The 12,404-nt window shown below is 70.4% G+C and carries 10 protein-coding genes; 6 read left to right on the top strand and 4 right to left on the bottom strand.

What is annotated here, in order from left to right; translation table 11 throughout:
- Positions 1-9: 9 nt before the first annotated feature.
- Entirely contained in the window at positions 10-366 is a 357-nt protein-coding gene (locus tag TU30_RS36295; RefSeq protein ID WP_158719396.1) for a GNAT family N-acetyltransferase, read from the bottom strand.
- Positions 367-463: 97 nt separating this feature from the next.
- A complete protein-coding gene (locus tag TU30_RS30595; protein WP_234308039.1) occupies positions 464-2,014 on the bottom strand; it encodes a PHP domain-containing protein in 1,551 nt (516 codons plus the stop codon).
- Positions 2,015-2,264: 250 nt separating this feature from the next.
- Between TU30_RS30595 and TU30_RS35820 the strand changes: the two genes are divergently transcribed.
- The 6 genes from TU30_RS35820 (at position 2,265) to TU30_RS30625 (ending at position 9,531) form a co-directional block, all read left to right on the top strand.
- Positions 2,265-3,023, top strand: a complete 759-nt coding sequence (locus TU30_RS35820; RefSeq protein ID WP_158719397.1) for an HAD family hydrolase — start codon at positions 2,265-2,267, stop codon at positions 3,021-3,023.
- A complete protein-coding gene (locus TU30_RS30605) occupies positions 2,989-3,291 on the top strand; it encodes an HAD family hydrolase (RefSeq protein WP_042176360.1) in 303 nt (100 codons plus the stop codon). The genes TU30_RS35820 and TU30_RS30605 overlap by 35 nt, the downstream gene beginning before the upstream one ends.
- 8 nt (positions 3,292-3,299) lie before the next feature.
- Positions 3,300-5,135: an ABC transporter ATP-binding protein gene (locus TU30_RS30610; protein ID WP_042176362.1), complete on the top strand. Its 1,836-nt coding sequence runs from the start codon at positions 3,300-3,302 to the stop codon at positions 5,133-5,135.
- On the top strand, positions 5,132-6,958 hold the full coding sequence (locus tag TU30_RS30615) for an ABC transporter ATP-binding protein (RefSeq protein ID WP_042176364.1): 1,827 nt from the start codon (positions 5,132-5,134) through the stop codon (positions 6,956-6,958). The genes TU30_RS30610 and TU30_RS30615 overlap by 4 nt, the downstream gene beginning before the upstream one ends.
- A complete protein-coding gene (locus tag TU30_RS30620) occupies positions 6,945-8,615 on the top strand; it encodes a glycosyltransferase (RefSeq protein ID WP_267889359.1) in 1,671 nt (556 codons plus the stop codon). Before TU30_RS30615 ends, TU30_RS30620 begins: the two co-directional genes overlap by 14 nt.
- A 73-nt stretch (positions 8,616-8,688) precedes the next feature.
- Positions 8,689-9,531: a phosphotransferase gene (locus TU30_RS30625; protein WP_042176366.1), complete on the top strand. Its 843-nt coding sequence runs from the start codon at positions 8,689-8,691 to the stop codon at positions 9,529-9,531.
- 571 nt (positions 9,532-10,102) lie between these two features.
- Here TU30_RS30625 and TU30_RS36300 read toward each other — a convergent pair.
- Together TU30_RS36300 and TU30_RS34940 are read right to left on the bottom strand one after the other, a co-directional pair.
- On the bottom strand, positions 10,103-10,318 hold the full coding sequence (locus TU30_RS36300; protein WP_158719398.1) for a hypothetical protein: 216 nt from the start codon (positions 10,316-10,318) through the stop codon (positions 10,103-10,105).
- Between the two features lie 673 nt (positions 10,319-10,991).
- Positions 10,992-11,791 (bottom strand): IS5 family transposase gene (locus TU30_RS34940; protein WP_370626739.1). Its coding sequence is split into 2 segments (ribosomal slippage): positions 10,992-11,443 and positions 11,443-11,791, totalling 801 coding nucleotides; the frame shifts between segments, so codons are not numbered across the junction.
- Positions 11,792-12,404: the final 613 nt, after the last annotated feature.

The raw sequence follows: 12,404 nt of genomic DNA on the forward strand, positions 1-12,404 counted from the left end.
CATGATCCATTACTGGGAAGGGCTCCATGATCCCGGAATACCGGAGGAAGCCGTGCGCCGCCCAGAAACCGGCGCCGTCGCCCACGGCGACGAGCGGCACTGTCGCGCAGGCCTGCCGACCGCGTAGGCCTGCCGACGCGCCTCGGTCGTCAGATGGTTCAGCAGCAGCCCGCCCAGCCCCCGTCGGCGGCGACCGGGTGCGACGACAAGGTCGTGCAGATGCAGGTGGGGGGAGGCGAAGGACCTCGTGTCGGCGCGGACCAGGTCCGGGAAGCGGAGCCGGGGCAGGGCGAGGGCGCAGCCTGCGATCTCCCCGCCGTCCGCGAGGACGAAGGAGGCGCTCGGGCCGATCCAGCTCGCGAGCACCTCCAACTCTTCTCCGACAGGCCGCTGCCGGCGTACGTCCCGGCCTCCGGCGCCGCAACGCCTCCGCCGTGCCGCTGCGACCGGGGGAAGCCCGGGCTCATCGGGGGAGCACCCAGATCGGGTTCGCGTAGAACCACAGATCCGTCCAGGGGTCCTGATCGCCGTCCACGTCCAGCGCGGGCCCGTAGGGATCGATGTCCGCGCCCATCGGACCGGGCTGGCTCCGGTTGCCGTCGGTGCCGCGAAGACGCACGTAGAAGGGCTCGTCCACCGGCCCCAGGTCAAAGCGCACCGAGAGCTTCCGCGCGCCGGGGCCGACCTCGAACGAGGTGACCACCCGGGTCCGCGGAGCGGTGAAGGTGTCACGGTCGGCCACCGGGCCGGTCACCTGGCCTTGGATGACGTCGACGCGGGCCAGCCGCGGCACGAACTGGGCCCGATTCGGTACCACCGGAAGCTCGATCTCCAACGCCAGTTCCACCGGGGTACCGCGCGGGACGGTGAGGGTGCCGCCGAGCACGGCCCCCGAGCGGGGCGGGCCGCCGGTCACCCGGACCCGCGTATCGATCGAGTCGACCAGGCCACCGTGATCGACCCAGACACAGCCGGCGCGCAGGCCGTCCATGACGGCGCGGTACCCGAACTCCGCCGCTCCGACATGGGTCCTGGAGTAGAAGCCGGGCCAGAAGTCACCGTCGATGATGGGCAGCGGCGAGTACACGGGATCGTCGTTGCGGCCGTTGGCGGCGAAGTCGCTGCCAGGTTTGGGCCCGGCATGGTCCAGGTGGACGGCATGGGAGTCGGAGTTGGCGGTGATCCACCAGGGCAGGCCCTCGGCGAGCAGGCTGTCCCACAGCCCGCCGACGGTCGAGGTCATCCAGTCGAATCCGCCCCACGACCGGTAGGCCTCCAACGGATATCCGGGAAATGACGCCGCAGTCGGGTTGAGATAGTAACAGCCCCGGGCGCCACCGAATCCGTGTGGTTTCGGAATGCCCCCCGCCTGATGGCCGGGAGCGCCTTCCATACCGATGGCCACACTCGGATCCGCGTCCCGCCAGGCACGAAGCTCGTGCGGGGAGTCGATCCCCCGGTGGGAGGGGTGATTGGCCAGCATGAGCGCCGCGTCCACGTGACGCTTCCGTACCTTTTCGCCGAGGAAAGCGATACCGGCGACCGCCATCGCCTCGCGCTGCTCCGCGGAGTGCGTGGCCGATATCTGCGAGCCGTCGTAAACCTGCTCAAATTCCTTGAGCACGGTCACCTCGTTCGGCCCCGGTGACACGAAAACCGTGCCGTGCTCCGCATTCGGGATATTCCATTCGAGCCCCTGGAAGATCAGCAGGTCCGGCAGTTCGGCCCGCGCGGCGACAATCTCCGGATGCACCGCGTCGACACCGATCCTGCTGTGCTCGTTCCCGCCGTGATCGGTGATGACGAGCCAGTCCAAGCCGTAGGCCCTCGCGTGTCGGGCCTGGTCGATCACCCGGTACACACCGTCCGCGCTGTACCGGGTGTGCACGTGGTGGTCCCCGGCCAGCCAGCGGAGTGCGCGCCCGCCGTCCGGCACCGCCGCGTCGAGGGCCTCGGGCCGGCCGGTCGGCGACGCGCGGTGATCGTGATCCTGACCGTCATGACTGTGCGACACCGAACGACTCCTCGTGGTGGGGTCCGGCCGCCATGCTACGAGTGCCGGATCTTCGGGAGAACAGCGATCAACGCACTCTCCAAGAAGGGCACACAGGCGAGTCCGGCGACTTTTGTCAAGGTGTTCAACTGCCCCCTATCAGCAGTTAAACAATGCCGTTGACCAGCACCACGGCAACGGTGCGCCGGAAAACTCGGGTACGGTGATGCGGCGAATCAAATCCATGGACGGACGGGACGGTATGGACCACGTGGCATGGCCCGGCACCGGCCGGGGAGCAGCCGTCGTCTTCGATATCGACGGTACACTGCTGCGGCCGGGCTCCTCCCTTCAGCGCGTGCACATGGGATCGATGGCGACCGCGATCGAGCGGTTTTCTGGCATTCACACCGAATTCCGCTACGACGGCGGTGACCTGTTCGTCAACGGCAACAATCTGGCGGGCTGCACCGACGCCGGTACCGTCGATCTCGTCCTGCGCACGGCAGGTGTGCCCGCCCCGGAGCTGCCCTGCCTGCGCGCCACCATAGTGGAGAACATGTGCGACCTGGTCGCGGCGGCGACCGAGACTCTCGACAGCCGCCACGAACTGCTCCCCGGAACCGCGGCGCTGGTCACCGAGCTGCGACGCCGTGGAGTGATCGTCGGGCTGTCCACCGGCAACGCGCGCGCGGTGGCAGCCTGCAAGATGCGCGCCACGGGGCTGACCGGCCTGGAAGCCCTGGGCGGCTTCGGCGACACCCACGGCGCCCGGTCGGACATCTCGCGGGACGCGGTGGCGGCCGTCCGCCTGGCTGCCGGCACGCGAGGACAGGTGCTCGGCGAGACCGGCGTCGTTCTGATCGGTGACACGACCAGCGATGTCGGCGCTGCCCGAGCGGCCGACGTGCGCTGCGTCGGCGTCGCCACCGGGGCCGCGCGGGCGGCGGGACGCGGTGGCGGCCGTCCGCCTGGCTGCCGGCACGCGAGGACAGGTGCTCGGCGAGACCGGCGTCGTTCTGATCGGTGACACGACCAGCGATGTCGGCGCTGCCCGAGCGGCCGACGTGCGCTGCGTCGGCGTCGCCACCGGGGCCGCGCGGGCGCACGAGCTGGAGCGGGCGGGAGCGGACCTTGTCGTGCCGACCATGCAACAACTGCGGGTACGGGACATCGCCGCTCTCGTCGAAGCGGACGGGGTCGCGTACCCGGACGGCGCGGGCGGCCTGCGGAACGCGGCTCCGTACGGGAGACTGCCTGCCCGGCCCGGGGCCGCGCCGTCGAATCCGCGGAGGTAGCGCCGCCGATGACGAGCGCTGTACGGGACCGTCTACGGCTGCTGGCCCTGCTGCGGGGCACCGGCCCTGGTCTGGTCACCCTGCTCTGCTGCCAGATCATGCTGATCAGCGTGGTGCCTCCGGCCACGGCCGTCGCCCTGGCCTACCTCCTCGACCGGGTGCAGGAGGTGCGGGCGGGCTCGACAGCCGCCGCCGCCGCGCCGCTGCTGGTGTTCGCGGGCGTGCTGCTGCTCGGCCACGTGCTGGAGGCGGTGCGCGATCCGCTGTTCTACGCCGCACAGGCGCGCGTCGACGGCAGGCACCGGGCCGCGGTCGCCCGGCTCACGGCCACCAGCCACACCATCGACGCGCTGGAGCGGCCGGAGGTGCAACGACTGATCCGGCTCGCGCGGGCCGACCCGGAGAACTGGACCGAACGCACGCCGGGCGCCGGCGCGGTGGCCCAACTCGCCGAGTTCGGACGCGCCGTCACCATGCTCAGCTCGTCCGTGGTGCTCGCCGCCTACGCGTGGTGGCTGATCCCCGTGCTGGTGCTGCCGGCCGTCCTGTACCAGCAGCTCGTGCGGATGAACTCGATGAGGTGGTACCGCGCCTGGCGCAGCAACAGCGGTGCGGCGCTGCGCGCAGGCCTCTGGTACGACGCCATCGTGTCGCCGAGCGAAGGCAAGGACATCCGCGTCTTCGGTCTGGGAGAGTGGGCGCTGGACCGCACCGAGGAGCACATCCACACCCTGTACGACCCGGTATTCGCCGTGGCGAAGCATCAGATCCGTACACAATGGCGGCAGTTGGCCTTGCTGCTGGTTCCGATGACGGTCGCTTTCCTGGCGGTCTCGCAAGCCGCGGCGCGCGGACACCGGTCGCTCGCGGTCGCCATGGCGGTGCTGTCGGCCGGCGCGGCGTTGTACCGGGCGTTCGGTGGCGAACCGCGGGACGTGATCGGCGGTATCGCGAGTCTGCACGCGTTCGACCAACTGCGGGCGCAGCTGGGACCGGGCGCGCCGGCCGCGGCCCCCGAGGCGCGGCCGGACGCCGCGCCGAGGGCCGTCCCGGTGCGGTTCGAGGGCGTGGGGTTCACCTATCCGGGGTCGTCGAGGCGGGTGCTCGACGAGTTGGACCTGGAGATCCGGCCGGGTGAGCTGGTGGCGATCGTCGGGCTCAACGGCGCGGGCAAGTCGACCCTGATCAAGTTGCTGGCGGGGCTGTACGAGCCGGACCGGGGCAGGATCACCGCGGACGGGGTGGACATCGCGGCGCTTGGGCCGGTGGCGTGGCGGCGGCACATCGCGGTGGTGTTCCAGGACTTCGTGCGCTACCACCTGTCGGCGGCGGACAACGTGGCCCTGGGCAACGCCACGGTGCCGGTGGACCCGGCGGCGGTCCGGGCGGCAGCGCGTGACGCCGGCCTGACCGAGGTGCTGGACCGCCTGCCGGACGGCTGGGACACCCCCCTGGCGCGTACCCGGACCGGCGGGGTGGACCTGTCGGGTGGCCAGTGGCAGCAGGTGGTACTGGCGCGGGCGCTGTACGCGGTGCGGACGGGTGCGCGGCTGCTGGTGCTCGACGAGCCGACCGCCCACCTGGACGTGCGCACCGAGTTCGAGGTGTTCGAGCGGCTGGCGGCCCACAAGGGGGACGCGAGCGTCGTCCTCATCTCGCACCGGCTGTCCACGGTGCGCCAGGCGGACCGGATCGTGCTGCTGGAGAGCGGACGGGTAGTGGAGTCGGGCACGCACGAGCAGCTGATGGCGGCCGACGGCCGGTACGCGGAGATGTTCACGATCCAGGCCGACCGGTTCAACCGGGGATACGACGACCGCATCGAGGAGGATGAACTGTTATGACCGTGACGGCGCCGGCCGTCCCCGTTGGATGGTCGCGATACCTCCACCTCTGGCTGGAGCTGCTGGGGCTGTGCCGGCGTGCGTACCCCGGGCGGACCACGGGCCTGCTGGCCGTCAAGGCCGTGTCGTCGGTGAACGTGGCGGCCACGGCGCTGGCCCTGCAGGCGACGGTCGACGGCATCGTGCGCGGCGACGTCACCGGCGCCGCCGCCGCGGGTGCCGGCGCCGCGGCCGCGTACGCCCTGTCCGCGTACCTGCTCAACCTGGACTTCACGCTGACGATCCTGATGGTCGACTCGGTCGGTGCGCTGGACATGACCCGGCGGATCAACGGCGAGATCGTCGGCCTCGACGCGCTGGACCACCTGGAACGCACCGAAGTCCTGGACCGCATCACCGTCGTCCAGACCGGCGGGTGGAGCCTCGTCTACGGAGCCTGGACGGTGGTGGACGTGGTGGCGGGCGCGGTCCGGCTGGGGCTCACCCTGCTGCTGCTCGGCACGGTGAGCCCGTGGCTGCTGCTCCTGCTGCTGTTCGCAGCCCTGCCCCTGTGGCTGGACCGGCGCGGCCAGCGCGCGGTCGCCAAGGCGGAGACGGACACCGCCGAGGTGTTCCGGCTGCAGCGCCACCTGTTCAACCTGGCCACCGAGGCAGTCGGCGGCAAGGAGATCCGGGTCTCCGGCGCGGGCCACGCGGTCACCGAGGTGCAGGCGCGGGCCTGGGACGAGGCGGTCCGGGGACGGATCCGCGCGCGCCTGCGGGCGGCGGGTCATAAGGTCGTCGGCTGGGTTCTGTTCACCGCGGGCTTCGTCGGCGGGCTCGTCATGCTGCTCGACCGTGCCGCCCGTGGTCAGGGCAGCTTGGGCGACGTGGTGCTGGCCATCACGATCGCGGTGACCCTGCGCGACTCGATCCAGATGACCGTGGCCCGCGTGAGCCGCACGGCCAGCAGCGCGGGAGTGGTCGACGCGTACCTGTGGCTGCAGGCGTACGCCGCCCGCGAGCGGGACGCCGACGCCGGCGACCTCCCCGTGCCGGCGGCACTGCGCGAGGGCATCACCCTGGAGGGCGTGCGTTTCTCGTATCCCGGCACCGGCCGGGCCACGTTGGACGGCCTGGACTGCCACCTGCCCGCGGGCAGCGTGGTCGCCGTCGTCGGCGAGTACGGCTCCGGCAAGACCTCGCTGATCAAACTGCTGTGCAAGCTGTACCAGCCGGACGCCGGCACGATCCGGGTCGACGGCATCGACCTCGCCCGTCTGGTCACCACGGACTGGCACGCCCGCACCAGCGCGGCGTTCCAGGACTTCGGCCGCTTCCAGATCCGCTTCCGGCAGACCGTCGGACTCGGCGACGTGGAGCGGCTCGACGACCACGAGGCGGTTCGCGAGGCGATCCGCGCAGCCGACGCCGACACGCTGGTCCAGCGCCTGCCCGAGGGCATGGACACCCAGCTCGGGCGCCGCTTCGGCGGCGTGGATCTGTCCGAGGGGCAGTGGCAGAAGACCGCACTGGCCCGTGCCTCGATGCGGCGGACGCCGCTGCTGTTCGTCCTGGACGAACCCACCGCCTCGCTGGACGCGCCCAGCGAGCACGCCATCTTCGAGCGCTACATGGCCCGCGCGCGTGAACTGAGCGCACGGACCGGGACCGTCACCGTCATCGTCTCGCACCGCTTCTCCACGGTCACCGACGCGGATCTGATCCTGGTGCTGGACGCCGGACGCATCGCCGAATCCGGCACCCACGACGAACTGCTCGCGATCCGCGGACGCTATGCGCAGCTGTACGGCATCCAGGCCAAGGCATATGCGGCCGGCTGAACCGCCGGTGGCGGGCCGGGCCGGGAGCGGGCCGCCGGCGAGCGTCGTGACGGTCGACGGGGCGGCCGGAACGGGGAGGACAGCGGTGGCCGCCGCCCTGGCCGCCCGGCTCGGCTGGCGGTGGTGCTCGATGGACGAGCTGTACCGCGCATGCGCCGTGGTGTACCGCCGAACCGGCGACCGGATGTCCGTCGACGACATCCGGTCCGGGGCCGACCGGGCATCGGGCGGCCACCCACACCCCACGTACAAGGGCCGGCGGATCGACGGCCTGCACGGGCCCGGCGCGGCCGGCGCCGACTCGTTCGCGGACGACCCGCGTGTCCGGGCGGCCGTCACCGCCGAAGTACGCCGGTTCGTCGGCAGCCATGACGCTGTGGTCGAAGGGCGTGGCGCCGGCCAGGCGTTCCCGCGGGCCGCGCTGCGCCTTCACCTGTGGGCGTCACCGGCGCAGCGCGCACGGCGGGACCTGGCCGGGCTCGAACTCGACGCCGCACGGCCAGAGGCATCTTTGCGGCTCGGCATGATGGCTTGGAACCGGAGCTCCTGGTCGTTGCACGACACCGTCTCGCGGCTGCACGAGCGCGTGAACGTGACGCTGGGCCGGCGACGGCGGTCCGTGTCGGTGGTGATACCGGCTCGCTGCAGCCAGGACGAACTGGGCCTGGTCATGCCGAGGCTGGCGGCCGCGGCGGCCGGTTGCACCAGTGACGTGCAGATCGTGGTCGTCGACGACGGCTCGACCGACGACACCGCTGCCGTCGCGGCGGCCGGCGGCGCTCAGGTGGTCTCGCTCGGCGCGACGCGTGGCCGTAGCGGCGCCCGCAACGCCGGTCTGCAGGTGGCGACGGGCGACGTCGTCGTCTTCCTCGACTCCGACATGCTCGTGGAGCCCGACTTCCTCGCCGAGCACCTGCGCCTGCACGAGGCCGCCAACGATACCGTGGTGGTCGGCGGCCGCCACCACCTGCCGCCCGGCGTCACCGACCCGGCCGGCGGCGACGTACTCCGCCGGGACAGCCGCGAGGCCCTGCTTGATGTCTACTCCTACAACATGGCGTGTCTGGCCCATCCCTGGTCGCTCGCGTACGGATGCAACGTGTCGGTCGACCGGTGGTTCCTGGAGCGGGCCGCGCCGGCCGGATTCGACGAGTCGTTCGTCGGGTGGGGCCTCGAAGACCAGGAGCTCGCCCACCGACTCGCCGGGCACGGCGCGCAATGGGCGTACTCTCGCGCCGCCTCGGGCGCGCACCTGCACCATGACCGCACGATGACAGCCGAGCGGTTCGCCGGATGGAAGGCCAACCTCCGCCGCTTCGTGGACAGTCACGAGGATGCCTCGGCGCTGGAGCGTCTCGTGCCAGGCATGGACCCGTCCCGGAACGTCGACTACGTCGATGTCTACCGCAGGTTCGACGGCGGGCCGACGACGGCGGACATGACCGGCCTTCTCGTCGTCCGCGTGCCGGGGTCGGACGACCCGCTGCCGGCCGTTCAGGACGCGGTGGCGAACGGCGCGGACGCGGTCGCCCTGGTCGACGAGGGAGACCGTGCCGAGCTGGCGGTGCTGGCCGAGGCGGCTGCCCCGGGGCTGGGCGTCCGGCTTTACAGCGGAGCCGACTGGGAGCGGCTCTCTCCGGTGCCGGGTGCTGGATGATGGTCACGAAGGCATCGGGAGCGTCGTTGTCGTCCCCGGACGTGTATGTGTACCCGACGATGAGGAGAATGACATGGAGCCTTCGGAACTGCGTCGCGCAGTCGAGGCAGGACGGGCGACCGCTTCGGACCTGGGCCTTCGGGTCGACGATGTGGTCGTCGTCAACAACTCGGACCGCGTCGCGCTGCGCCTGGTCCCTTGCGATGTTCTGGCCCGGGTCGCACCTTTGGGGCATCTGGCCGACTCCGAGTTCGAAGTGGAGGTCGCTCGCCGTCTCGCGGAGGTCGACGCTCCGCTGGCCGAACTGGAGCCCCGGGTCGACAGCCGCGTCTATGTGCGCGATGCCTTCGCCGTCTCGTTGTGGACCTACTACGAACCTGTGGAAACGGCGATCGCTCCTGCCGACTACGCGGACGTGCTCATGCGGCACCACGCCGCCCTGCGCCAGGTCGATCTGAACGCCCCGCATTTCACCGATCGGGTCGCCGGGGCACTGAGAGAGGTGAACGACCGGGAGCAGTCCCCCGAACTGCCCGACACCGACCGGGAACTCCTCAGCCGCACACTGAGTGAACTGAGCGCCGCGATCAGCGTGAACAAGGCCGACGACCAGTTGTTGCACGGCGAGCCGCATCCGGGCAACCTCCTCAACACGAAGAGGGGGCCGCTTTTCGTGGACCTCGCCACGTGCTGTCGTGGGCCGGTCGAGTTCGACCTCGCCCATGCGCCCGACGAGGTGGAGAAGCACTATGCGGGGGCTGACCAGGACCTGATCCACCGGTGCCGCGCCGTGGACTGGGCCATGTTCTCGGCCTGGCGCTGGCGCCGGGAAGACCAGATGCCCGACCGGGACCGCTGGAGAGCGGAGGGGCTCAACCGGGTTCGTGCCTCGCTCGACCGCTGCGGACTGGGCTGAGCCCTGGACAGAGGGGCTGCCTTGTCCCCGTCCGCGACTCTGCTGCGCGATGCGGCCGGGCAGCAGAAACCGACCGGGGAGGCCGCGACGATCACCGGGTTGTCACAGGTCACGGTCCCCTCGACGGAGACGTCCCGGAATTGCGCAGCAGAGTCGTCCACTGCACCGTGCGAGGCAACCCGGCACGGTGCGGCGGGCTCTCGTGACGTCGGTGTACCCGCGCCCGTCCCCGAGCCATACCTCGGCCGGGGCTCCTCGGTGCTCTTGCACCGACCGCTGGAGACCGCCCGTTGTGGACAGATCCCCCGGATGCACGGGCGTCCTCTACGACGGTGCCTTCCGCGGCACCCACCGAGACGCCATCGCCCGGCGCGGCGGCCTCGTCATCAACAAACAGCGCAAAGGAAACGAACCGCAATTCCACGAGACGCTCCGGCCAGGACGCCTCATCCATGAACCGTGGGCCGCCAACGGACGCATCACGGAAAAGGTCCCCTTCGCCGACGGTACGACGGAACCGGTCCCGGTGCCCGGTGCCGATCAGAGGACGGGAAGGGCGAGGCACCCGCACCTACCGCCGGTACACGTCCTGGAAATCCCTTGCCGCCGCGGGGCCCGTCTCCACCGCGTCGCCGTCGCCACCGCAGGCCGTGCCGGTGAACGCCCGGCCGGCGAAAACGACGAGGAGCGCGGGTTCCACCGCGCCGAGCACCTCCGGCAGACCCCCGAGTACACCCGCACCCACCAGCTCGCCCGCCCCTACCGCAGCGACGCCGGGTCGGGCCACTCCCAGCTCGACGCCTCACTGTGGAACGGGCGCCTGACCTCCTACGGTGTCGAGGCCCAGAGGCTCCTCACCCCCGGTTTCGTCCTCGCTCAGAACTCGACGAGCCGGGCCCCTCCACGAAGAGGGGCCACCCTTGCCGAGCCCCACCGCCTGAGCACCCCACCGCCGCCCCACCCGCACCAGCGCCCGCCCGAGCCCCGATCCGGTACCCTGTGGATCGAGCGTCCCGGCGGGCGCTGCGGCATGTCAACAGGTCCAGCCTGTTCCACGCCACAGCGGTCGCCTCCAGGATGCTCAGGGCTTGCCAGACAGACCTGGCCACGGGCACTTCACCGAGTTCCGTGCAAGGTTTCGATCAAGCCCCGCCTTCGTGGGATCTGTCGGAAATTCCGTCATCGCAGCTCAGGCCTCATGCCATGCGACGCCCCCAAACGCCGCAGCGCTGAATTCCAAACGCCTCTGCCGTGTTTTTGCAGCTCACGACCCGTGTCGCACTCGGCAAAACGAGGCGTGACACACCGCAACCTGTGCACGCCCGCGATAGCAGGGCGCCCCAGCTGGCCGCCCGCGCCTGGCGCTCTGAGGGTGAGGGGCTCACCCATAGGAGGGCACACCACTTGCTACTTGAATAGCTATCTGCGCAGTCTTGCTGTGTGCCCACTTAGAAGTCATCTCATTTGGCGAGTCTGCGGTAGCAGATAAGGGTGCAGGCGATGCTGGTGAAGGCCAGGAAGTGCTCTGCCTTGCGCTCGTAGCGGCGGTGGAGGCGGCGGCAGCCGACGAGCCAGGCCATGGTGCGTTCGATGGTCCAGCGGTGCCGGCCGAGCCGCTGCGAGGTCTCGATGCCCTTGCGGGCGATGCGGTGGGTGATGCCGCGCTGGGACAGCCATTGCCGCAGGTGGCGGTAGTCGTAGCCCTTGTCGGCGTGGAGCTTGCCGGGCCTGCGTCGACGGGGACCCCGGCGAGAGCGGACGGGAGGGATGCCCTTCACCAGCGGGATCAGGGCCTGGCTGTCGTGGACGTTGGCGCCGGAGATTCCGACGGACAGGGGCAGACCGGTCCGCTCGGTGATCAGGTGGATCTTCGAGCCGTACTTGCCCCGGTCGACAGGATTCGGACCTGTCAGGTCCCCCTTTTCAGGGCCCGCATGTTCACCGAGTCGATCGCGCACCTCGACCAGTCCAACTCGCCGCGGGAGCCGAGTTCGTCCAGGACCAGGCGGTGCAGCTTGGCCCACACCCGGGCCTTGGTCCACTCGGCAAACCGGCGGTGCGCCGTCGCTCCGGACGGCCCGAACGAAGCGGCGGGCAGCTGCTGCCACGTGCAGCCCGACGTCGCCACGAACACGATCGCGGCCAGCACCTCACGGTCACCGTGCCGACGCCGGCCACCACCCTGCGGCCGCGAAGGCGCCTCCGGCACCACCCGCTGGAACAGCTCCCACAACTCGTCCGGCACCAGCCGCTCAACGATCCCTGCCACGGCCGACAGCCTACCGAGCCAAATGAGATGACTTCTTACTCCAACCCACAGCAGCCCATCGACCGCCGCGTCCGCCTGCTCCTCCTCGATGACCAGGACCGCCTAATGCTGTGCGGCGGTTGCTGCAGCGGCTGGACTATCCCTCAACTATGGCTCGCTCCCGGCACCGACTTTCGAGACGGAGCCGCTCACTGCCTCGCCGAACGGCTTCGCATCACCAACCCCCGCTTCGGATCTGTCTATGGAGTCCTTGAAACACAGGATCCCAACTGTTGGGAGCACGACCGCCACACCATTTCACACGTATTGATCGTGAGGATCAGTTCTGACGAGTCCGATGCGCTTCAGGCAACTTCTCGGACACATGCCAGGTGGGGACTCGGCGAACTCAAGTCCCGTTACCGGGAAGTCTCGCCAGAGGGAGTCGTCCCCCTCGCCTCAGGCTACGTAGAGGGGTGGCTTCCCGATGGCCCCATCTCTCTCCACTAAGGCCTACTCTGCAAATGATTCATGACGCACGGGGTGACTTGCTGGCTTTTGCATCACCCGGCGAAGGCGAGGTTGCACAGGCGGACGAGGCCATGCGTGACGTGGTGAACTCCCT

The sequence above is a fragment of the Streptomyces sp. NBRC 110035 genome (genome assembly GCF_000829695.1).
In the GTDB taxonomy this organism is placed as follows: domain Bacteria; phylum Actinomycetota; class Actinomycetes; order Streptomycetales; family Streptomycetaceae; genus Streptomyces.